This window comes from Blastococcus tunisiensis (genome assembly GCF_900112815.1).
GTDB lineage: Bacteria > Actinomycetota > Actinomycetes > Mycobacteriales > Geodermatophilaceae > Blastococcus_B > Blastococcus_B tunisiensis.
Genome location: NZ_FOND01000035.1, coordinates 1 through 22,513, shown reverse-complemented (window position 1 = coordinate 22,513; position 22,513 = coordinate 1). Strand labels below are relative to the sequence as shown.

General features: G+C 70.7%; 19 protein-coding genes. 7 read left to right on the top strand and 12 right to left on the bottom strand.

Features of this window, described 5'->3' with window-relative positions; genetic code table 11:
- Positions 1-32: 32 nt before the first annotated feature.
- A protein-coding gene (locus BM142_RS23855; protein ID WP_092200931.1) for an IS3 family transposase occupies positions 33-1,210 on the bottom strand; the annotation gives its coding sequence in 2 pieces (ribosomal slippage) (positions 33-923 and positions 926-1,210; 1,176 coding nt in all).
- Positions 1,211-1,672: 462 nt separating this feature from the next.
- Here BM142_RS23855 and BM142_RS23850 point away from each other — a divergent pair.
- Both BM142_RS23850 and BM142_RS25350 read left to right on the top strand, forming a co-directional pair.
- Complete coding sequence (locus tag BM142_RS23850; protein ID WP_139229007.1) at positions 1,673-2,683, top strand: IS481 family transposase; 1,011 nt, start codon at positions 1,673-1,675, stop codon at positions 2,681-2,683.
- Between the two features lie 328 nt (positions 2,684-3,011).
- Positions 3,012-3,368, top strand: a complete 357-nt coding sequence (locus tag BM142_RS25350) for a hypothetical protein (protein WP_254791218.1) — start codon at positions 3,012-3,014, stop codon at positions 3,366-3,368.
- Between the two features lie 94 nt (positions 3,369-3,462).
- On the opposite strand, the gene BM142_RS23840 is transcribed toward BM142_RS25350, so the two are convergent.
- Together BM142_RS23840 and BM142_RS23835 are read right to left on the bottom strand one after the other, a co-directional pair.
- Entirely contained in the window at positions 3,463-4,110 is a 648-nt protein-coding gene (locus tag BM142_RS23840) for a hypothetical protein (protein WP_254791216.1), read from the bottom strand.
- Between the two features lie 185 nt (positions 4,111-4,295).
- Positions 4,296-4,511, bottom strand: coding sequence for a helix-turn-helix domain-containing protein (locus BM142_RS23835; RefSeq protein ID WP_092203993.1), 216 nt, complete (start codon positions 4,509-4,511; stop codon positions 4,296-4,298).
- 1,073 nt (positions 4,512-5,584) lie between these two features.
- Here BM142_RS23835 and BM142_RS23830 point away from each other — a divergent pair.
- The 3 genes from BM142_RS23830 to BM142_RS23820 all read left to right on the top strand — a co-directional run bounded on the left by BM142_RS23830 (position 5,585) and on the right by BM142_RS23820 (position 9,091).
- Positions 5,585-6,712, top strand: a complete 1,128-nt coding sequence (locus tag BM142_RS23830) for an ArdC-like ssDNA-binding domain-containing protein (RefSeq protein ID WP_139229006.1) — start codon at positions 5,585-5,587, stop codon at positions 6,710-6,712.
- A gap of 83 nt (positions 6,713-6,795) precedes the next feature.
- Positions 6,796-8,427 carry a ParB/RepB/Spo0J family partition protein gene (locus BM142_RS23825; protein ID WP_092203991.1) on the top strand — a complete coding sequence of 544 codons (1,632 nt, stop codon included), beginning with the start codon at positions 6,796-6,798 and terminating at the stop codon, positions 8,425-8,427.
- Positions 8,428-8,608: 181 nt separating this feature from the next.
- Positions 8,609-9,091 (top strand): hypothetical protein, encoded by a 483-nt coding sequence (locus BM142_RS23820; RefSeq protein WP_092203989.1) that lies wholly within the window; start codon positions 8,609-8,611, stop codon positions 9,089-9,091.
- An 814-nt stretch (positions 9,092-9,905) separates the two neighbouring features.
- On the opposite strand, the gene BM142_RS23815 is transcribed toward BM142_RS23820, so the two are convergent.
- The 8 genes from BM142_RS23815 to BM142_RS23780 form a co-directional block, all read right to left on the bottom strand.
- Positions 9,906-11,237: an MFS transporter gene (locus tag BM142_RS23815; RefSeq protein ID WP_092203987.1), complete on the bottom strand. Its 1,332-nt coding sequence runs from the start codon at positions 11,235-11,237 to the stop codon at positions 9,906-9,908.
- Between the two features lie 699 nt (positions 11,238-11,936).
- Complete coding sequence (locus BM142_RS23810) at positions 11,937-12,542, bottom strand: (2Fe-2S)-binding protein (RefSeq protein WP_092203986.1); 606 nt, start codon at positions 12,540-12,542, stop codon at positions 11,937-11,939.
- The gene (locus BM142_RS23805; protein WP_175527430.1) at positions 12,539-13,381 is read right to left on the bottom strand and encodes an FAD binding domain-containing protein; all 843 of its coding nucleotides are present in this window, start codon (positions 13,379-13,381) and stop codon (positions 12,539-12,541) included. Before BM142_RS23805 ends, BM142_RS23810 begins: the two co-directional genes overlap by 4 nt.
- Positions 13,378-15,870, bottom strand: coding sequence for a xanthine dehydrogenase family protein molybdopterin-binding subunit (locus BM142_RS23800; protein WP_217640871.1), 2,493 nt, complete (start codon positions 15,868-15,870; stop codon positions 13,378-13,380). The genes BM142_RS23805 and BM142_RS23800 overlap by 4 nt, the downstream gene beginning before the upstream one ends.
- Before the next feature lie 361 nt (positions 15,871-16,231).
- Entirely contained in the window at positions 16,232-16,999 is a 768-nt protein-coding gene (locus BM142_RS23795; RefSeq protein ID WP_092203982.1) for an enoyl-CoA hydratase/isomerase family protein, read from the bottom strand.
- Complete coding sequence (locus BM142_RS23790) at positions 16,996-17,466, bottom strand: nuclear transport factor 2 family protein (protein ID WP_139229004.1); 471 nt, start codon at positions 17,464-17,466, stop codon at positions 16,996-16,998. The genes BM142_RS23795 and BM142_RS23790 overlap by 4 nt, the downstream gene beginning before the upstream one ends.
- A gap of 68 nt (positions 17,467-17,534) precedes the next feature.
- Entirely contained in the window at positions 17,535-18,980 is a 1,446-nt protein-coding gene (locus BM142_RS23785) for an aldehyde dehydrogenase family protein (RefSeq protein WP_092203978.1), read from the bottom strand.
- A gap of 176 nt (positions 18,981-19,156) precedes the next feature.
- Positions 19,157-20,275 carry a 3-hydroxyacyl-CoA dehydrogenase family protein gene (locus BM142_RS23780; protein ID WP_092203976.1) on the bottom strand — a complete coding sequence of 373 codons (1,119 nt, stop codon included), beginning with the start codon at positions 20,273-20,275 and terminating at the stop codon, positions 19,157-19,159.
- 126 nt (positions 20,276-20,401) lie between these two features.
- On the opposite strand from BM142_RS23780, the gene BM142_RS24955 reads away from it, so the two are divergent.
- A complete protein-coding gene (locus tag BM142_RS24955) occupies positions 20,402-21,178 on the top strand; it encodes a CoA transferase subunit A (RefSeq protein WP_092203974.1) in 777 nt (258 codons plus the stop codon).
- Positions 21,175-21,849, top strand: a complete 675-nt coding sequence (locus BM142_RS24950) for a 3-oxoacid CoA-transferase subunit B (RefSeq protein ID WP_092203972.1) — start codon at positions 21,175-21,177, stop codon at positions 21,847-21,849. The genes BM142_RS24955 and BM142_RS24950 overlap by 4 nt, the downstream gene beginning before the upstream one ends.
- A 327-nt stretch (positions 21,850-22,176) precedes the next feature.
- Here the strand turns inward: BM142_RS24950 and BM142_RS23765 are convergent.
- The coding region (locus tag BM142_RS23765) for an integrase core domain-containing protein (RefSeq protein ID WP_139228977.1) at positions 22,177-22,513 on the bottom strand (337 nt) is incomplete at its 5' end.

Genomic DNA, 22,513 nt, shown 5'->3' with positions numbered 1-22,513 from the left:
GGGACTGCTGCGCGGATCGGTGACAGGTTGGGTCACGCGGCCTGAGCGGCCAGTGTGGGTGTGATGGTCTCGTACTCGATGGGCGTGAGTCGACCGAGGGCGTCCTGACGGCGCCGGCGGTGATAAGTCCGTTCGACCCAGGTGACGATCGCGATCCGCAGCTCCTGTCGGGTGCGCCAGTGTCGGCGGTCGAGCACGTTCTTCTGCAGCAACGCGAAGAATGACTCCATGGCCGCGTTGTCGCCGGCCGCGCCGACTCGCCCCATCGATCCCGACAGCCGATGACGGTTCAGGGCGTGCACGAATTTCCGGCTGCGGAACTGGGATCCGCGGTCCGAATGCACGATGCAGCCGGCCACATCGGCGCCGTCGGCATGGCGCCGGGCGACGGCGTTGTCGAGCGCGGTGACCGCGAGCCGGGACTTCATCCGCGAGTCGATGGAGTAGCCGATGATCCGGTTGGAGTGCACGTCCTTGATCGCGCACAAGTAGAGCTTGCCCTCGGCGGTGCGGTGCTCGGTGATGTCGGTCAACCACACGGCATTGGGCGCCTCGGCGGTGAACACCCGGTTGACCCGGTCGTCGTGCACCGGCGGCCCGGGACGACCACCCTTGCCCCGCCGGGGCTTGCCGAACGCGCTCCACCAGCGGTTATCCGCACAGATCGCCCACGCGGTGCGCGTCGCCATCAGCTGCCCGTTCGCCGCAGCCTCGTCGACGAGCAGCCGGTAGCCGAACTCCGGGTCGTCCCGGTGGGCGTCGAACAGCGCGTTGGCCCGGTAGGCCGCTACCAGTTCGCGGGCCGTGACCGGGGCGGCCAGCCACCGGTAGTAGGGCTGGCGGGCGATCTTCAGAACCCGGCACGTCACCGTCACGGCGATCCCGTCGACGGCGAGCTCACGGACGAGCGGGTAGATCATTTTCCCGGCAGGTTCGCCTGGGACAGATAGGCCGCAGCCCGGCGCAGGACCTCGTTCTCCTGCTCGAGCAGCCGGATCCGCTTGCGGGCCTCCCGCAGATCGGCGTTCTCCGCCGCGGTGGTCCCGGGCTTGACCCCTTCTTCGACGTCAGCGGCCTTCATCCAGTTCGTCAGGCACGACTCGCTGATCCCGAAGTCCGCCGCGATCTGCTTCAGGTGCTGGCCCGGCTCACGGTTGCGAGCGACGTTCACGACGTCGTCGCGGAACTCCTTGGGGTAGGGCTTGGGCACGGTGAACATCCTTCCAGCGGCACCTGTCGGCACCACAGATCAGATGTCACCTACTCGCGCAGCAGTCCCTCTAGACGGCGGGCTGTGGTCGCCCTACGAACGAGAAGACCTAAACCAACTTGGTGACGCACGCGTGCTCTCGCATCTACGCCGTCAGCCGATCTTCGTCCGCGTCGACGGCGGCCTGACGATCAAGCGACCGTCTTTCGTGGGGATGGCCAAGGCCCTGTCCGCCGGTTCGTCGCGGTGCTGTGCGCATAAGAGCACAGGCAGCCGATCCGCCAAGCCCCATCCCGTCACCGCTTCGCCTTTGCAGCTAACGGCGCCGCACTTCCTAGTTGTGATGCCCAGGCACGTTGGTCGAGGGCCTGCGATCACAGTGTCTGACTTGTAGATGGGCGAAGGCCTCCCGGTGTGGAGTGGAGCTGTCGAGGAACCGCTCCGCCACCAGAGGAGGCCTTCATGGCCCACGCTACCCATGCCAACGCTGCCCTGACGCCTCGCGCGCGACTCCGTCTTGGTCGGCTGGTCATTGACCACGGCTGGTCCCCAGCCCGTGCAGCCGAGCGCTACGACGTCTCGTGGCGCACCGCCAAGAAGTGGGCCGAGCGCTACCGCGACGAAGGGCCCGCGGGGATGTTCGACCGGTCCTCGGCGCCGCATCATCAGCCGAACCGGACGCCGCCGCCGGTAGTCCGCAAGATCGTGTACCTGCGGTGGAAGCAGCGGCTCGGGCCGGTAGAGATCGGCGACCGACTCGGCATGGCCTCCTCAACCGTGCACGCGGTCCTGGTTCGCTGCCGGATCAACCGGCTCACACACATCGACCGCGCGACCGGTGAGCCGATCAGGCGCTACGAGCACGAGCACCCCGGCGACCTGATCCACGTCGATGTGAAGAAGCTCGGCAAGGTCCCCGACGGTGGCGGGTGGCGCTACACCGGCCGACAACAGGGCTTCAGGAACCGCGCGAGGACCGCGGCCCGAACCGGTGCACCCAAGAGCAAGTACCACCAGCCGCTGATCGGCACCTGCTACCTGCACACCGTCATCGACGACCACTCCCGCGTCGCCTACGTCGAGGCTCACGACGACGAGACGAAGGAGACCTCGGTCGCCGTGCTGCGCAACGCCGTCGCCTGGTTCGCCGACAGAGGCGTCACCGTGCACCGGGTGCTCAGCGACAATGGCGGCGCCTACCGCTCCTTCCTGTGGCGGGACACCTGCGCCGAGCTGGGCATCACGCCGAAGCGGACCCGTCCCTACCGCCCACAGACCAACGGCAAGATCGAGCGCTTCCACCGAACCCTCACCGAGGGTTGGGCGTTCAAGAAGTTCTACAACTCCGAGTCCGCCCGGCTCGCGGCTCTGCCAGCATGGGTCCACCAGTACAACCACCACCGGCCCCACTCAGCGGTCGGGAAGGCGCCACCCATCACCCGGTTGAACAACCTGGCTGGGCATCACACCTAGTCGGCTTCATGCTCGGCATCGTGCGCCGTGCGCTCGCGCTCTCTGTCCGCGACACGCACTGTTCACGACGGTGAACTTCTGGCGGCCCGGGGGCCGCAGGTTTCAGTAGAGGTAGCGGTCGATGCCGGAGCCGTGGGCCCAGATGTGGTTCATGCGGTCGGCGGTGCGGGCGTGGGCGGCTTCCTCGGCGTCGTTGAGCACGCAGTCGGTGCCGGGCGGGGTGGCCCGCAGCCGGGCGGTGAGCAGTCGGGTGTCGTCGGTGGGGATGAGGTCGAGCAGGCCGGCCAGCCGTGCGAGGAGCGAGATCAGCTCGGTGCGGTCGGGTCCGGTGGTAGCCGCTGCCGAGCTGCTCGGCGAAAGTACTGACCAGGTCGGCGATGTCGGAGTCCAGACCGGGGTGGCCGAGGGCGGCGGCGGAGAGGAGGTCGATGTCGGCGGCGGGCAGGGTGAGCGCGGTCATCGGCGCGTGCTCGTAGCGGCCGTCCGGGGCGAGCAGCCGGCCGCGCCCTGGCCCCTGGGACTGGGTGGGCGCCAGGGTGGTGAGCAGGCGCTGCACGGCGGCGAGCGCGACCCGGTCGGCCAGTGGCGCCGGCACCGGCAGCGGCTCCGTGACGGCGCTCGGGTCCCGCCGGTCGTCGTCCTCCCAGGTGCCCAGGCACAGCAGGATCTCTTCCAGGGCGCGTAGCGGCGCCAGCGGCTCGCCGTCGAGGTCGACGACGAGCACGGCCCGCTGCCCTGGCGGGGTGTCGTCGCTCGGTCCGGGGTGGCCGGTCGCCTGTTCAGTCACGGGCGGACAACCGCTCGGTGGCCGACCGGCCGGTCATGCCGGTGACCCGGCCGATGTCGGCCTCCGAGGCTCCGGCCGCGAGCGCGGCGTGCACCGCCTCGTCGAGCGCGCGGGCGGCGGCGGCCTGCCGGGCGGCGGCCGCCTCGACTTCTTCGAGGGCTTGCCATCCGGCAATGTGCCGGTGCCATTCCTGCCGCACCCGGTTCTCGTCGGCGGCCTCCAGCTCGGCCCACAGGCCAGCGGTGGCCAGCCGCCGGGCCGCCGGGTCGGCCAGCTCCGGTGGTACGCGGGTCCAGGGGGTGCCGCGCCAGCCGCAGGTGCAGCCGGCGGCCCAGCCGACGACCGCGGCGTCGGGGCGCCACTCCTCGGCCTGGTCGATCACCTCATGGCGAACCTGGCCGCTGGTGTGGGCGTGCACGATCCCGTCGCCGCGGAGAAGCGTGCCGTCCTGCCAGAGTCCCTCGGCGGTGGAGCCGTCGCGGTAGGTCAGCCGCACCCGGTCGCCGTTGCACGGCCCCTCGTCGGGCCGGTGGGCTATCAGCACACCGCGGGCGCTGCTGGTGCCGGCGCCTTGCGCGCCGTCGGCGAACAGCGGCACCACCCAGCCCTCGTGCTCCTGGCCGTCTACGACCGGGCCCATCCATCCCATCGCTCCTCCTCTCGGTGATTTGAGCGTCGCCGTTCCCGCGCTGGGCCGGCCTGTCCCGGTCGGTTCTGTGGATGACCGTCGGTGTCCACAGCCGGGGTGGCCACATGGCCTCACCGTGTGCCCGGCGTCGGAAGCGGCCCCGTGTCCGGTCCAGCCGCTCTCCGCCAGGCGCGGGGCTATCGGCGCGGGGACTGGGACTGGTCTGCTTGTGCGTCGATCCAGGTGCGCAGGTCGGCGCGGCGGTAGAGGACGCGCCGGCCGAGGCGGAAGCTGTTCGGGCCGATGTTCCGGTGTCGCCAGTACCGGAGGGTGGCGACGGGCGCGCGGAGCACGTCCGCGGCCTCGGTGATGGTGAGCAACTCGGGCTCGTGGTCGGCGGTGGGATCGGGCATGGCTGGCTCCCGGGGGTCGTCGGTGGTGGGCGGTGCCTTAACCACAGAAGGCGCTATTTCGGGCCCGGTGGTGACACTGCACGGCCAGCCTTGTCTGCCTGTCTCCAGTTGTTCTCCTGTAGCGGCCGCCGCTGGCGCTTCACCTGCCAGCGATGGAAGCCGTTCATCTCCCGACGCCGGGGGTCGGCGCCGGGACAGCCGGTGGACAGCCCCCCGGGACTGCGGCTGGGTTCGGTCCCGTCCCGATAAGCGGTCTCCCGGGACCGCCTCCAGTTCGTCTCCTGCCGATGCCCGTTGTCCTCCGCGACGCTGCCCTGTCCCTGGCCGATCTCCGCCGCCCGCGCTTGTGAACCACGTTCTCCGGTAGGCCGACGACAGTCGAGGACCCGTTCTCCCACAGGGACTGGAGAACCACCGGAGGTCCGCTGCTGACCTGGGTTCCTCCAGTTGTCCTCCTGTTGTCCTCCAGTCAGCCGATGCAGGCCGTGAGCATCGGGGCGCTCGCGCGCAATCGGCCCCTGTGGACAATCGCTCCTCGTCCACAGCATCGGGACGGAGCCCTCGGGCGGGCGCTGAGCTGGCCACGCTCGACTCATGGCGCGCGACACCGCACCCCGAGTACGGCGAGACCGCGGAGCCCGTGGCCGGTTCGCCAGGGGTCCCCGCGACGTGTCCGGTGACCGGGGCTCCCTGACCGGTGATCGCGCCAACTACATCGTCGTCGCGCCGCGGCCGTTGGGGCGGGCCAGGAGCACCCTTCGGGCCACGCTGCGCGTGGCGCCGGCTGCGCCGTCGTCAAGGTCCGCCTGCGGCGGGCTGTCCTTGCTGATCCCCCGACCCGTCCGGCAGCTCAGCGTAGGGGCCTCCCGCGCCGTCTCCTCCCGACCGGACCAAGATCCTTCCGCCCTTCGGGCGCTGCGCTGCGGAAGCAGTCTTGGTCCGGTCGTCCCCCGCCGTCGCTCCCGGCCCCTGAGCAGAGCTCTGTGCCGGACGGGCCGGGGGAATGGGTGGCAGGACACCTGTTCCGCAGTTCCTCCCGTACCGGCTTCGGCTCCAGTTCCGGGAGGGTCCAGATGACCAGCACCACAACAACCAGCGGCGCGGCCAGCGGCACGAGCAGTAGGCGGACCGGCAGGGGGAGCCGGGCCCGGCGGGCGCAGCTGAGTCCGGCGCAGCGGGAAGCCGCCGACGTCGCTCGGGCGGCGAAGATCGCCGCCCTGCACGAGCAGATCGGCGAGCGCGTCGAGCAGCTGACCGCTGATCCGCAGTGGCGGGCGATGCTCGACGCGGCCGCGAAGTTCCACACCTACAGCCTGGGCAACCAGCTGCTGATCGAGCTGCAGGCCGCGCGGCTGGGCATCAGCCCGACCCGGGTCGCCGGGTTCGGCACCTGGAAGGCGCTGGGCCGCAGCGTGGTCAAGGGGTCCACCGGGCTGGCGGTCCTGGCCCCCTGCACCTACACGCGCAAGGACGCCGGCACTGGCACCGGGCAGGAAACCGACCGGGCCGTACCCGTGACCGCGACGACGACGGGAACGGCGGGGGAGCCGGCCGGCGGGGACGCCGACCTGTCGGCCCGGGGGCGGGTGCTGCGCGGGTTCCGCGTCGCGCACGTGTTCGACATCTCCCAGACTGAGGGCGACCCGCTGCCCGATGTCGTCCCCGAGCTGCTCACGGGTGACGCACCCGCCGCCCTGTGGGAGGCGCTGGCCACCCAGGTCACCGGCCACGGCTACACGCTCGTCCGCGAGGCCTGCGGGCAGGCCAACGGCGTCACCGACCCGGCAGCCCGCGCCGTGCGGGTCCGTCCGGACGTCGCCGACGCGCAGGCGGTGAAGACCCTCGCCCACGAGCTGGCGCACATCGAGTGCGGGCACACCGCCGACGACTTCGACTACCGGGGCTGCCGCGGGCGGGCCGAGGCCGAAGCCGAGTCAGTCGCCTACATCGTCACCGCCTGGGCCGGGCTGGACTCCGGCGGCTACACCGTCCCCTACGTCGCGGCCTGGTCGGCCGGGGACACCGACGTCGTGCGCGGCGCCGCGGTCACGGTGACCGCCGCCGCCCGCCGCATCCTCGACCACCTCGACGACGCCGCCGACAGCGCCGAAAGCACCGAGAACCCGCCGGGGGACGGGGAAGCCGCCCCGCCCGCCGGCTCGGCCGAGCCACTCGCGGGCGCTCGCGCCTTCGCCGGCTGACCGACCGGACGCCGACATGACCGACACCAACACCATCCCCGCCGACACCACGAAGACTTTCGGACTTCGAAGGAGAACCCGCCATGACCACGACCACGCCAGTGAACGCCCTGAACACCGGCCGGGAGGGCACGCCTGACGAGCCTTCCGCGACCGAAAACGCTCAAAGTGCCGGGATCGAGCAGCGCGAGACCGAGCACGTCGACCCGGCCGCTCCCGGCAGCGCACGCGCCGGGACGGCCGGGGACAGCGGCCGGGCACACCGGCTGGTGTGGCTGGACCCCCGGGGGCTGGCCGTGCACCCCCGCAACATCCGCGACGATCTCGGCGACCTGTCCGGGCTGGCCGACTCGATCGCCGCCCAGGGCGTGCTGGAGGCCCTCACCGTGATCCCGCACGCCGCCGCCGACGGCGCGCCGGGCCACCAGCTGGTGGCCGGGCACCGCCGGGCGGCCGCCGCGATCCTCGCCGGACTGACCGCGGTGCCGTGCCTGCTGCGCCCCGACCTCGCCCCCGACCCCGCTGCGCTCGACGGCGACCGGGCCGCCCAGGCCGGGCACGTGGGCGCGATGCTGGCCGAGAACCTGCACCGCCAGGGCCTGTCCGCGGTGGAGGAAGCCCGCGGCGTGCAGGCGATGCTCGACCTCGGCGTTCCGCTGACCAGGGTGGCCAAGTCGACCGGGCTGGGCCGCAAGCGGGTCGCCAAGGCCGCCGGCGTGGCCCGGCTGGACGGCGACACTGCCGCCGCGGTGGCCGGTGCCGGGCTGACCCTGGACCAGGCCGCCGCCGTCGCCGTCTACGCGGGCGACGCCGACACGACCGCCGCCCTGGTCGTGGCAGCGGGAGAGGGGCCGGGGCGGTTCGCCCACGCGCTGACCCGCGCCAAGCAGGCGAGGGAGGAAGCGGAGCAGGCCGCCGCCCTGCTGGCGGAGCTGACCGCCGCCGGGCGCACCGTCCTGGACGAGGACACCGGGCGCGCCCGCACCCGGCTGGCCGACCTCGAGCACGAGGGCGAGTCGCTGACCGCCGACGGCCACGCCGGCTGCCCCGGCTCGGCGGTCTACGTGAACACCACCGGCTGGCAGGGGCCACAAGCCGTGGAGGTGTGCACCGACCCGACCGGCAACGGCCACCGCGCCCGCTGGACGACCACCGCCCTGCCCGGCAACGCAGGCGGTGAGCCACCCGGCGAGGCCGAGCGAGAAGCCGCCGCGGCCGAACGGCGGACCACCATCGAGAACAACAAGGCGATGGCCGCAGCCAACGAGACCCGCCGAGAGTGGATCAAGGGCCTGCTGCAGCGCAAGACCACACCCAAGACGGCGCTACGGTTCGCCGTCGAAACACTGGCCACCGACCCCCGGGCACTGTCCCGGTGGCTGTCCGGGCAACCCAACCGCGCCCAGGACACCGCCGCCGCCGACCTCGGCATCGACGCCCCCGGCCAGGAGTGGACCACCCGGGACAAGCCCGCGCTCACGCTGACCAGCGGCGAACAGGTCCCCGACGCCCGGCTCGCCGTGGCGCTGCTCGCCCACGTCGCCGGGGGCATCGAGTCCGGGCTGCACCGCCAGTCCTGGCGCAACCCCGGCACCGGCGACGCCCGCTGGCTGCGGTTCCTGGACTCCTGCGGCTACACACTCGCCGACATCGAACAACAGATCATCAACTCCGCGGACCAACACACCGACGACCCCTCACCCGACGCCACCTGACCGACGTCCGGCCGCCCCCGCACCCCTGCGAGGGCGGCCACGCCGAGGCGAGGGCCGGTTCGGTGGCCGGCCGGCGGCAAGGGGTCGCGCGTCCGCCGTCGCACACCCGTCTCCGGCCGCGCCTGTCAGACCCCAACGGCACAGTTAACCCCGACCCTGCCGGCCGGGAGAGGAGGGCCCAGTGATCTTCGAACCCAGAGCCGCCGACCTCGACCCGGTCGACGTGGAGAACGCCCTGCTGCGCGCGGCCCTGGGCGACTACTCCGACGAGGCCGCGATCCTCCTGCTGATCACCGCCGGCCACTGGCTACCGCAGCTGCAGAACACCGGACTGATCACCCTCGACGGGAACGTCGACGGCGATGGACTGTGGGCCCACATCGCCTGGTCAGACCTCGACGCGGCCATGCGCATCGGCACGATCACCGGGAACAGCAGCGAACGTCGGGTCCTCCAAGCAGCCGTCAGCATCGCCGACGCCTACCCCGTCGACCTCGGCGACCTCGCTGGTGGCCTCGACCACCGCGCCCTCACCCTCGTCCTCGCCGCCATCGCCCACGCCGCCGGCAGCCACGAACACCGCACCCTGACCCGCGATGCCGACGGCATCTCCCACCGGGGTAACCAGATGCCGCCGCTGGTCCCCTGGCCCTTGGGCGGGTGATACGCCGCGGATCTAAACCGTCCTGGATCTGACGGAGCCTCCACAAGATCCAGGACGATTCACCCAGAACATGACGTTCAGTGAGCGCTAGTAGCGCGCGGCAGACTTCTGGACGCCATCCACCACACCCAAGCTCAAGACCGAGCTGCGGGTGCACGAAAAGTGGAAGCCTACTTCTCCTCGACTCCACAACCAGCACATCATCGTTGGTACACCCCCCGGTCATTGCTCAGGCGTAGGGGAGCGGCGGATCACCATCGGCACCCGTGGACTGGCACCAACAATGACCCTGCGTTCCGCACGTGACCGGAGGGCGAAGTCGCCTTGCGCCATTGGTTCGTGACGAATCCCGGGCATGTCTCGTTGACTGCGGAGCACGCCGCCACCTACGCCGGGTGAAGCCGGCGACCCTTCGGGTGGCGGCACCGCTACCGGCACCGCGCACGCCGAGGAGACCTATGGCGGCGACCGCTATGGGTCGACGAGTTGCGGCGTCCTCGACCGTCGTCCGGGAGCGCGGCCCGACCTTGGGCCCGAAGGGCCGATGGTTTAGACGTTTCCCGGCCGTCATACTGACCTGTCCATCGCGCTGACTGTTGAGCGACGTACTCAACCGCGCTGCCCTTCTGTCGTGGTCGTGGGTCGGGTCAATACGGTCGATCACGCGGCTTCGGGGTGGTGCCACGATGGTGGCCAAGCTCCCGAGTTCACGGTCGTGCGTAGGGTCCACCGACGACAGCACTTGCGTGCGACCTGCGGAAACGAACTTTGGCGAACCCCCTCGGATGCCCCCGAGCCCCCTGGCAGCGTGGGATCAGGGGTTAAGTTCCTCGGCCGCGTCAGAGTACCGAGTAGTCCGCCGGAAGACCCGGCCGGCCGGTGGCGGCGAGCAGGAGGGGTCCGGCGAGGCCGTCGGCGGGGGCAAGGTCGGCGACCACCTGGAGGGCCTGTGCTGCAGTGGAGGAATTCCCGGACTGCGTCGGCCGGGCCGTCGCCATCGGGCTCGTCCCCAGACGGCCACCAGCCCGAGGGGGACGGCGACGAGCCCGGCGGTCAGGAAGATGAGGCGGTAGCGGCCGCCGTCGGCCAGGTCCGCGACGGCCACCGCGGCGACCGCGCTGCCGCAGAACAGCGCCCCGGCGAACAGGGACACGAGGGTGGCCCGCGCCGCCGGGAGCACGTCGGTGGCCCAGGTCTGCAGCGACGAGTGCATGGCGGCCCACGCGAGGCCCAGCAGGATCGCGACGGCGACCGCCGCGGGCGCCGTCCGGGACAGGGACAGCAGCAGGCATGCGGCGACCGTTGCCGCGGCGCCGACGGCGATCAGCCGCGAGGCAGGCAGGCGCCGGGACAGTCGGCCGACGACAGTCGCGAAGACAAGGACGGTGACGCCGTAGATCGCCGTGATTCCTCCGGCGAGGGCGGTGGAGGCGCCGGCGGCCTCGATCGCTGTGGGTAGCAGGGTGAGGACGCCGAGGAGCACGCCGCCCTCCACGAAGGCCAAGACCAGCACGAACAGCGCCGTCCGCGACCGGGCGACGGTCAGGAACGGCGCCATCGGGTTGTGGTGGGCCCGGGTCCGCGGGGGCTCGTCGAGGAGCCGCAGCATCACCGACAACGCCAACGCGCCCAACCCCGTGACCACGAAGACCGCCCGCCAGGTGAACAGCTGCGCGACCACGCCGGCCCCCACCGACGCCAGTGCGGTGCCGCAGGCCCACCCGACCATGAGCCGGGTGAGCTCCCGCTGGCGGCGGTCCGAGGGCACCGTGTCGCCGACGTAGATGATGCCCGCGGGGTAGGCGGCGCCGAAGAAGGCACCGCCCACCCCGCGGGCGAGCCCGAGCGCCAACGGGGTCCAGGCGAACGCGGCGGCCACGGCGGCGAGCCCGGCGACCGCCAGGGCCAGCCGCATGGTGCGCACCAGGCCCAGGGAGTCCGACACCACTCCCCAGAGCGGCTGGCTGAGCCCGTAGGCCAGGAAGTACGCGCCGGCCGCCTGCACGACTGCCGACAGCGGGACGTCGAGGTCGGCGGCGATCGCGATGAGCAGCGGTGGCATCGCGAAGCGGTCCAGGATGCTGACGAACGCGTTCATCTGCAGCAGCCGGATCGGGGCCAGCTGCCTGGACGGGGCGCTCCGCATCAGCGGACCGTATCGAGGCAGTGCGCCGTGGCGACGGCGCGGCGGTGCACGGCCGGGTGCGGCGGGGGAGCGGTATTAGGCACCGGCCGACCGGTCCTGGCCGCCCCGGGATCGGCAGCCGCGGCCAGGACGCGGCGCAGCGCCGCCAGATCGGACTCGGTCTGGGGTGGTGCTGCGAGGGGACGGTTGCCGCAGAATTGCCGGCGTTGACCGTGTCGGTCGTGGCCCGCAGAGGCTGGCTCTGGGCCAGAGAGATGGGGAGATCCCGCTTCCAAGTGTACGAGGGGGGACTTGAACCGCCTGTCGGGGGCGATTCCCCACCCGCGCACGCCCCGGGGCGTAGGAGTGGCGGTGCGCCAGGCCTGCCGGTCATGACCGGGACGCACCGCCCTTGTTGGACTTCGCCTGACCGAGGAGATCGTTGACCGGGATGCGGCCGCGGCCGGGGTCAAGGTCATCCCGCTTCCAGGCGACCAGCGCGGCCGGAGCTGCGCCGATGCGTCGACGAAGGACTTGCGTCGCACTGCAGCCAGCTCGTCATTCTGTTCGGCGGACTGGACGAGTCCATGATCCGCTCCGGGTCGAGCGAGAAGTGGCTTCCCGCCGCCCTGTGCGGGCGACCCATCCAGGACCTGGCTCGGCTGCAGGTCCTGGATGGGTTGTCGGCCCGCCGTCTGGCGCGGCGGCGTGGGGCCCACGTCAGTGATGCAGGGTGCACGCGTCAGCGGGCTGAGGGCCCTCGGTGTCACCGGCACGGCGCGGGCAGGCGCTTCCGTTCGACCGTCGTCGCTCCGCTGCGTCCATGGCGGCGTTGACGAGATTCACGTAGCCAGTGCAACGGCACAGGTTTCCCACCAGGGCATCGCGGACGTCCTGTTCGGTCGGGTCCGGGTCTGCGTCTAGGAGGTCGCGGGTCGCGAACAGGTGTCCCGGAAGGCAGAAGCCGCATTGGAATGCGTCGTTGTCCCAAAACGCCTGCTGGACCTCATCGAGTGCGCCATCAGGACCGGCGACGCCCTCGATCGTGGTGATGGAACTGCCGTCGACGGACGCGGCCAGGACGACGCAGGACTTCTTGATCTGACCGTCAACCTTCAGCGTGCAGGCGCCGCAGTCGCCGTTGTAGCAGCCGACCTTGGTACCGATGAGGTTCAACTGGCCGCGGACGACGTCGACCAGGAGATCGCGGTCGCTGATTGTGACCCGTCGGGGGGCTCCGTTCACGGTGAGCTCGATGCTGCGCCCTGGGACAGCGGCGTCGTCTGCTGCAGCCTGGGAACGGTTGGTGGCGTGGTCGGTGCTCATGCGAGGCTCCCTTCGAGCTCGGTGAAGGCGCGTGCGGCCACGGTGCCCGCGACGCGGGCTCGGTAGCTGCCTGGAGCCAGCACATCGGTCCAGGGGTCGGTGACAGCAGCAGTGATCCGCTCGCGGAGAACAGCGTCGTCGATGCGTCGGGTTTCGTTCGAGCCGATGAGGTCGGTGACGTCGATCTGCAGGGGGATCGCCTGAACGCTGCCCAACGTCACGCGCGCCTCGGTCTCGGAAATGGTGGCGGTGGCCGTGGCGATGGGCCAACTGCCGGAGCTGTGCTTGACCTTGCAGTAGCCCGTCGAGCCGGTACCGCGGGGGATGACGATGGCCTCCACGAACTCCCCTGGCCCCAGGGTGGTGGCGAAGGCAGCTGTGTAGAAGTCGGAGGCCTTCACCATCCGGGCTCCCCGGGGACCGTGCAGGCGGTACTGGGCCTGCAAACCGACCAGTGCGGCCGGCATGTCTGAGCCGGGCATCGCGAAACAGGCTGAGCCTGCCAAGGTGCCGGTGTTTCGCAGCTGCTTGCCCCCAGTGACTCCCCGCGACACCCGCTGAACGTGGGGGGCTGCGTCTGCCACGTCTCGGGAGAGGAGGACGTCACTGTAGGTGACTAGGGCTTCCAGCGTCAGCTCGTCGTCGGTGGCGACGATTTCACGGAGGCCGAGTCCCCGCAGGTCCACAAGGTTGCTCACGTGCACCTGGTCGCGGTTCATCTGCGGCAGCAGTTGGGTCCCGCCGCCCAGGACTGCCACGTCGCCGTCGTGCTGCAGCAGGAGCTCGCTCACCTCCGCGGCGGTGGAGGGGCGGTGGTAGCGCAGGGCCGTGCGGATCACCGAGGACCTCCGGTCGTGGTCGCCGCGGCCGCGTCGATCGCGGCGAGGACGTTGGGTGCGTTCAGGGGCAGATGGTGGGCCTGCCCGCCCAGGGGTGCCAGCGCGTCGTTGACCGCGTTGGTGCAAGCGGCCAGTCCGCCGCCCACTCCGCTCTCGCCGGCGCCCTTGGTGCCGAGAAGGGTGAAGGGGCTGGGGGTGTGCTGGGACGCCAGGTTGATCGTCGGTAGGTCTCCTGCACGGGGGCTCAGGTAGTGCTTGAACTGGGTTGCGGTCGGTTGCCCGTCGGCGCTGTAGGGCTGGTGTTCCCAGAGGGCACCTCCGATGCCCATGGCGATGGCACCGTAGAGCTGGCCGGCGACGAACCGCGGACTCACGACGTTGCCGCAGTCGTCGACGGCGTAGTACTCGGCGAGCTCCACGACCCCGGTGTCGGCGTCGATCTCCACCACGGCGACGTGCGCGGAGTAGGGAAAGCTCGGGTAGCCGCTGAAGCGTCCCTTGTCGTCGGGCACGTGGTGGAAGTTGTGCGGAAGGTCCACCTTGGTGACTTCGAGCAACGGCTGGTCCAGACCTGGCGCCGCCAGTCCGCGTCGGTAGACGGTCTCTGCCACCTCGTTGAAGGGCACAAACTTGCTGGTGTCGGTGCGGCTGGTGACGGTGCCACCGTCGAAGACGAGGGCGTCAGCCTCGCACTCGAGCAGCGCGGCTGCCGCATCCGCCAGCCGGCTACGGATCTCCCGTGAGGCGAGGACCGCCGCTGCGCCACCTGTCGCAAGGCTGCGACTGCTGAAGTTGCCGAATCCGTAAGGGCAGCTGTCGGTGTCGCCTTGGACGACGGCGACCTGCTCGCTGGGGATGCCTAGCTCGCACGCCACCAGGTGGGCGATGCTGGTCTCGTTGCCCGTTCCCGGGCTGGTGACCCCGGTGAGCACGGTGACTGCACCGCTGGGGTGGACGCGCACCGTGGATGTGTCGAAGCCGCGCACGAAGCTGCCAGCAAAGTCCCCACCCTCTGGTGTGAGTTCGAAGGCGATGCCGACTCCGACAAGCCGCCCTTCCGCGCGAGCGGATTGCTGGCGGGCCCGCAGTGCCGGGTAGTCGGCCAGCTCCAGCACCTTGTTCAAGGCCCCGACGTAGTTGCCGCTGTCCAGGTGCTTGGCCGCAGTCCAGAACGGGAACTCGTCCTCGGGGATGAAGTTGACCCGTCGTACGTCGGCGGGATCGAGTCCGCGATCCGCCGCGATGAGGTCGATCATCCGCTCCAGCGCGAGGCAGGCGGTCTCCTTGCCATACCCTCGAGCCCCGTTCCAGGGGGCCTTGTTGGTGACCACCGCATGGGAGATCACTTCGTAGTCGGCGACCTTGTAGGGGCCGGGAAACGTCATGCCCGCGGGAAAGGTCATGCTCCATCCGCCCCACGTGCCCAAGGCCCCGATGTTGCCCACGATGCGGTCTTGCAGACCCAGGATCCGGCCGTTGTCGTCGTAGCCGACGGTGAACCGGTGGGAGAACTCACGGGCCCCCACCAGCAGTGCATCCGCCCGGGTCTCCTGCCACTTCACCGGTGCCCCTGCGGCGCGGGCGAGCAGGCAGACCAGCGGCTCCTCGGCGTAGCCGTTGAACTTGTGGCCGAAGGCGCCACCCAGCCGCGTGGCGATGACCCGGATGCGGTCCTCGGGCATCCCCAGGACGGTCGAGAGGTTGGTGCGCAGCGGATGCGGGTTCTGGGTGGATCCCCAGAACGTCAGCCGGCCCCCGCGGTCCCAGCTGGCCATGTAGCCGCGGGTCTCCATCGGCGCCGTGTGGTGACGTTGCGAGTGCAGCTCGCCCGAGAGCCGGTGGGGTGCCGCCGCGATGGCTGCCGCTGCGTCGCCCTCGGCGAAGGGAAACGCGGCGAGCACGTTGTCCCCCCACTCCTCGAAGACCAGCGGTGCGTCGGCTGCCATGGCCTCTTCGGCGTCGATGACTGCCGGCAGGATCTCGTAGTCCACCTGGATCAAGGCCAGGGCCGCTTCAGCGTCGGCGAGGGTCTCGGCCGCCACCGCGGCGATCGGTTCGCCGACGTAGGTGACCTTGTCCGGCGGCAGGCAGTAGAAGGTACTGGTCTTGCCGCCGACGATGGAGGGCTCGAAGAATGCCGGGAGCGGAGCGGCCAGGGCGTTCGTGTCCTGGGGAGTGAGCACCGCGCGGACGCCGCGAGCGGTTGCTGCGGCTGACGCGTCGACCCGCACGATCCGCGCATGTGGATGGGGGCTGCGCAGGATGGCGGCACGCAGGACTCCGGGCACCACGATGTCGTCGAGGAACTCGGCGCGGCCGGTGAGCAGCAGGTCTCCGTCGCGGCGAAGAGGATGCTGCCGGCCCTCGGCAACCGAGCGAGGGACGTCAGTCTGGCTGTCGGCCTCGGGCGTCACCGCGAAGGGAGGCGGCGTCTCCACGGGGGTGGTCAAGGCCTCGGTGGCGGTCGGGTGCGGCGGTGACTGTGTCACGGGGGTCCTTCCTGGCACGGCGGTGTGCGGGCCGGAAGGACAGACGTCTACCTTCCGGACGGTAGGGGGATTTTGTGGCGTGCGTCCCAGTCATGTCAAGCACTGTTCTCACGACGCCGCGGGTGCGCTGGAGCTGTGTCAGCGGGAAGCAGCTGTCCCGCCGTCAGAGACGACGACTGGAGGATCTTGTGAATCCCGGACGGCATCTGCTGTCGTCGGCCGGGGGCAGCCGTTCGATCTCCCACCGTCATTTCCGGCCAGCCCGGGGCCGAAAAGTCGGCCGGCGGGCTGGCCGGGTTGGATTGACTCGACCGGACCGGCTGGTGGCCACGAGGCCGATACGGCGGGTTTCGGCTGGGGGTCAGGAGAAGCGGGCAGGCCGCTTCTCGGTGAATGCAGTGCGCCCCTCGACGTGGTCCGGGTGCCTCGCTGCCTGGCCCTGGTGGCGGGCCTCCAGGGCCAGGGACTCGGCCAATGTCATCGTCGGCGCGGAGCGGAACGCCCGCTTGGTCAACCGCTGGGACAGGGCCGGACCGCTGGCCAGAGTGTCGGCCAGTTCCCCGACGCGCAACACGAGGTCCTCGTCGGCGACGACCTCGTTGAGCAGGCCCATGGCGAGCGCCTCGGAGGCCGAGAGCGCCCGGCTGCTCAGTGCCAACTCCATCGCCCGGGCATGTCCGAGCTCCCGCACCAGGTGCCAGCTGACCGAGGTGTCGGGCACCAGGGCGACCTTGCTGAAGGCGCACGAAAAGCTCGCTGACCGAGCCGCGATCCGCAGGTCGCAGGCGAGCGTCAATCCCAGGCCGGCGCCGACGGCCAAGCCGTTCACCGCGCCGATCACCACCTGGGGCATCTCGGAGAGGAGTTGGGCGATCGGGTTGTAGGTGCCCGCGACCGTCTCCTCTGCCCGTTCGAGCTCCTCAACTGCCGCCAGGTCCTGGCCGACGCAGAACGCGCGCCCGGTCCCGGTGAGCACCACCACGCGGGCGTCTTCGTCGGAGGCCACCTCAGTCAGCGTGTCCAGCAGGGCGTGTCGAGTGCACACGTCGAGGGCGTTGAGCCGGTCCGGGCGACGCAAGGTGATCGTGGCGACCCCCGCGGTGACAGAGAGGCTGACGGTGTCGGTCATTGGTCGCCGTTCTGGTGGTGGAACGTGTGGGCTGCGGGATGTATCGAGCTGCGTTCGGCCACCTGTGTGGAGTAGCCGCGTTCGGCGTAGGGGAAGCCGTCTAGGCCGGTGTCTTCGGGCCTCATCCGGTAGTACGACCGGATCTCGGAGATCAGTCCGTCCGTCCGGACGAACCACTCAGCACCTCGGGTGGCCACCCGTGTCGACGAGCCCGGGGGAACCCAGAACATCGTCCACTCGATCACGGCCTGGTCGGCGCTGGCGCAGATCGTGTCGACCACCCAGCGGGCCTGGATCGGGCGCGCGACCTTGCGCCAGTAGCGGGCAAGGTGCTCGGCGCCGTGCACGGCACGGGTGCCGACGTTACCAGTCAGGAACCAGTGCACGACGTCGGGGTGCAGGGTCTCGACCATCAGCTGCACGTCACTGGAGCTGCACCCGTCGTAGTAGCGGGTGATGAGATCCATCCAGCTGGCCGTGTCGGCGTTGGCTGCTGACTGTTGGTCGGCCCGGTTGCTCCCGACCCGTTCCGCCGTCACCGCTGCACGCCCTTGATCTCGACGAACTCGTCGATCCCGATGTTTCCGAACTCCCGCCCGATACCGCTCTGCTTGTAGCCGCCGAAAGGCGAGAACGGGTTGAAGCGTGCCCCGTCCAGGTCCATCTGGCCGGTGCGGATGCGGCGCACCGCGGCCATGCCCCGCTCCTCGTCCGCCGACCACACCGCACCGGCGAGCCCGTACGCGCTGTCGTTGGCGATCGCGATCGCGTCCTCGTCGCCGTCATGGGGGATCACGCACAGGACGGGTCCGAAGATCTCCTCCTGCGCGATCCGGGCCGAACGGTCGACGTCGCCGAAGACGGTCGGGGTGACGTAGAAGCCCTCGGTCAGGTCGGCAGGGGCTCCGGAGCCGCCGGTGACGAGGGTGGCACCCTCGCTGATCCCCAGCTCGATGTAGTCCCGCACCGTGCGCTGCTGGGCCGCGGATGCCAGTGGCCCCAGGCGGGTTCCCTCGGCGAGGGGATGCCCCAAAGTGAGCTTGGCAGCGGCCGCCTCGGCCATCCCGAGCACCTCGGCCTGACGCTCGCGTGGCACAACCAGGCGCGTCCACGCGGAGCACGTCTGCCCGGAGTTCAGGAAGGCGTTGTTGACGCTGGCCTTCACGGCCCGGGGCAGATCGGCGTCGTCGAGGAGCACGCTGGCCGACTTGCCGCCCAGCTCGAGCGTCACCCGGGTGATGTTCGCTGCCGCCAGCGCCGCGACGCGGGCGCCGACGGTGGTCGACCCGGTGAAGGACAGCACGTCGATCCCGGGATGACCGGCGAGCGCTTCCCCGACCTCCCTCCCGGGACCCGTCACCAGGTTGAAGACACCGGCCGGTAGCCCCGCCGCCTCGCACGCCTCTGCCAGCAGGAACGTCGAGAGCGGGGCAACGTCAGCGGGCTTGGCCACGACCGTGCAGCCGGCGGCCAGGGCGGCGCCTACCTTGCCTACCAACTGGTGCAGGGGGTAGTTCCACGGCGTGATCGCGCCGACCACCCCGGCCGGCTCACGCAGCACCAGGGTGGGGCCGACGCATTCTTCCCACGGGTGGTGGCGGGCCGCGTCGGCGAAGCCTTGCAGGGTCTGCAGCGGCAGGCCGACCTGCACGCGCTGGGAGATCAGGGTCGGGGTGCCCACCTCAAGGCTGATCAGGCTGGCGGCCTCCTCGGCGCGTTCGGCCAGGGCGTCGCGGAGCGACTCCAGCATCGTCGCCCGATGCTCGGGAGAGGTCTGGGACCACTCGGTGAACGCGTCCCTGGCCGAACCGACGGCGCGGTCCACGTCGGCTGCGGAGCCCCGCGCCACGGACCCGAGTACAGCGGCGTTGCTGGCGTCGATGACGTCAGTCCTCTCCCCGCCGTGCTGGGGGTGCACCCACTCCCCGCCGATGAAGACCTGTTCGCGGAGCGTGGTGGTCTGAACTGATGGGGCGGTCATGACGTCCTCTCGGTTGCTGGGAGCTCGCGAGCTCGAGGGGCTCGTGGATGTCGTGAGGTGCTGGTGGGCGCTGTGGCTGGCGGCTGCGGCCAGGGGCCACCTCCGGGCCCGAGCCGGCGTGCAGGCGACGTCGGGCCCCGAGCCGGCGTGCAGGCGACGTCGGAGGCGTCCGGGAGTCAGCGGTAGTCGTAGAACCCCCGCGCGCTCTTGCGGCCCAGTTCCCCGGTCGCGGCCATCTGGGTGAGCAGCGGATGAGGTCGCAGTCGTGGCTCTGGTTCTGCTTCGAACATCGACTCAAGTGCCGCGACCGTGACGTCGATGCCGATGAGGTCGATCAGTGCGAGGGGCCCCATCGGGTGGTGCGCACCCTCGACCAGGGTCGCGTCGACCTCTTCAGCCGGGCGGCCCGTCGCGTGAGCGGCCACGGCGTCGTTGAGGAAGGGGATGAGCAGTCGGTTGACCACGAAGCCCCGGGAGTCGCCACAGCGGACCGGGGTCTTGCCCAGGGCGCGGACCCAGGCGTGGGCACGCTCCTCCAGCGACGGGTTCTCGGCTGAGACGTCCTCGGGGACCACCACCTCGACCAGCTTCATCACTGCAGCCGGGTTGAAGAAGTGCAACGCGAGGACCGGACGGCCCGGCGACACAGAGGCGCGCAGATCCGAGACCCGGTAGGAGGAGGTGTTGGTGGCGATCGGGACCGTGTGGTGAAGCTGGTCGTTCAGGTCCCGCAGGACCGAGAGCTTGACCTCGATGTCCTCCGCCACGGCCTCGATCACCACGTCCACCTCGCCGAGCTGGGCGGCGTTGCCGACCGGTTCCAGCCGGGCCATGACCGCCTGACTGGTCGGCTCGTCAAGTCGTCCCCGCGACACCTGGCGGGCCAGGCTCGCCGCGACCACCTCATGGAGGCGCTGGGCACTGGCGGCCGAACGCCCCAGGACGCGGACCTCGCGGCCGGAGCGCACCATCGCCTCGGCGATGCCCGCTGCCATGTGGCCCGTGCCAGCCAGGCCGACGGGGCCAGTCCACGACTCGGAGACTTCGGCAGCGGCCGGTCCGTCCTCGGACCGGTGCGGGGAGGCGATAGTGCCGGCCTGCCGCAGCTGGAACGGACCGGCCGGATGTCCCGCGCCCAGGCGCATGCACAAGTCGATGTCAGGAGGACTGGCGGTGCCCCGCTCGGCGAGAAGGTCGGCATCGGACAGCAGTCCGCCCATCAACTCCCGCGCGTCAGGGGTGATGTGCGGCGGCGGGCTCTCGGCGGTGGAGGACTCGTGGGTGTTGACGGCCACGGTGCCACCCCTTCTTGAAGACGATGCCTACCGGCCGGACGGTAGGGACGCTAGGGTCTGTCGTCGGTGGTGTCAACGACGACGACCGGCGCCGGGGAGGCGCCCCGGTAGGAGGGGTGGGCGAACGTGGACAAGCTCTGGGGGGACGCGGCCGCCGCGGTAGCCGACATTGGCGACGGTGCGTCCCTGGCCGTGGGTGGATTCGGCGCGTGCGGCCTGCCGATCGTGCTGTTGGAGGCGCTGCGCAAGAGCGGCGTGAGAGACCTCCACGTAGTGTCCAACAACTGCGGGGTCGAGGACTACGGCCTCGCCGGCCTGCTCGTGGACGGGCAGTTGGCCCGCGTGACGGCGTCCTACATTGGGGACAACCCGGCGCTGACCGAGCGTTGGCTCGCCGGCGAGGTGGAGCTGGAACTCGTGCCCCAAGGAACCCTCGCCGAACGCCTACGGGCGGGTGGTTCGGGGATCGCCGGCTTCTACACGCGCGCGGGGGTGGCCACCCCCGTCGCCGACGGCGGAATCCCGTGGCGCTACGACGGCAGTGGAGGTGTTGCTGTCGCCAGCCCGCCTCGCCCCGTGATGGTGTTCGACGGCGTTCCGCACGTCCTCGAGCGGGCTGTGCGGACCGACTTCGCCCTCGTCCGGGCCGCCGTCGCGGACACGGCGGGCAACCTCGTCTTCCACGCTACGGCGCGGAACTTCAATCCACTGGCCGCGATGGCCGGTGCGGTGACGATCGTGGAGGCCGAGGAGATCATCGACGTCGGCGAACTCGACCCCGATCGCGTCCATCTGCCCGGCATCTTCACCCAGCGGCTGGTTGTTGTCCCTGCCGGAACGCCCAAGCGCATCGACAGGCTGACCGTCCAGGGTCAGCAGGAGCAGTTGGGGGTGTACCGGTGACCGCAACACGACGACAGATTGCCGCGCGCGTGGCCATGGACCTGCGGGACGGCCAGTACGTCAACCTGGGGATCGGTCTCCCGACGTTGGTTCCGTCCTTCGTGCCTGACGACGTCGCCGTGGTCTTCCACAGCGAGAACGGCGTCTTGGGCGTGACTGGTCAACCCCTACCGGGCGAGGAGGACCCCGATCTGATCGACGCCGGCAAGCAGACCGTGACGGTGGGGGCCGGCGCGACCTTCTTCGACAGCTCGTTGTCCTTCGCCATGATCCGGGGTGGGCACCTGGACGTTGCCGTGTTGGGCGGCATGGAGGTGTCGGCCGCCGGCGACCTCGCCAGTTGGACGGTACCCGGGAGCCCGCTCAAGGGCATGGGCGGCGCCATGGACCTGGTGCATGGCGCCCGCCGGGTGATCGTCGCGATGGAACACCGCACGCGCCGCGGTGACCCGAAGATCGTGCAGACCTGCTCACTTCCATTGACCGGAGCCGGCGTGGTCGACCGCATCGTGACCGATTTGGCCGTCATAGACGTCACCGTTGACGGCCTCCTGCTCGTCGAGCTGGCCCCGGGCGTGTCGATCGACGAGGTGCGGGCGGCCACCGTCCCGCAGCTGTTGGTGGCCGACGACGTTCGCCAAATGGTCCTGCCTGCGTCGATGGTCGGTTGAGATGTCCCGAATCCAACCGCCAGACCTCGACGACGACTTGCAGGCGGAGCTGACTCCCTACCGCCTGCCCGACGGGCGTGCGATGGAGCTGTTCGCCCTCCTCGCCCACGCACCCGCAGCGCTACGGGACTTGCGACGAGCGACGACGACCGTGCTGCGTGATCTCGATCTGCCCATCCGGGCTCGTGAGCTGGTGGTCCTCCGCACCCTGGCTCGGGCCGACGCCGCTGCCGAGTGGGCACTGCACGTGCACCTGTTCGGCGATGCGGCCCAGCTGGCTGGCCTGGAGCCGACCGCCATCGCGACCGACCCTGTCTCGCCCCGAGTTCAGTGGAGACTCGGAACTGACGCGGCGACGGTAGTCGCCACGGGGTTGTGCCGGTAGAAGTGGTCCTCGTGCTCGGCCGGTGGGATCAGGCCGATCTCGCCGTGTAGGCGTCGGTGGTTGAACCAGTCGACGTACTCGGCGACGGCGATCTCGAGGTCGTCGATGCCCTTCCAGGGGCCGCGGTTGCGCACGAGTTCGGCCTTGAAGAGGGAGTTGAAGGCCTCGGCGAGGGCGTTGTCGTAGGAGTCGCCGGTGGAGCCGACCGACGCGACCGCGCCGGCCTCGGCGAGGCGCTGGGTGTAGCGCACGGCGACGTATTGAACGCCCTTGTCCGAG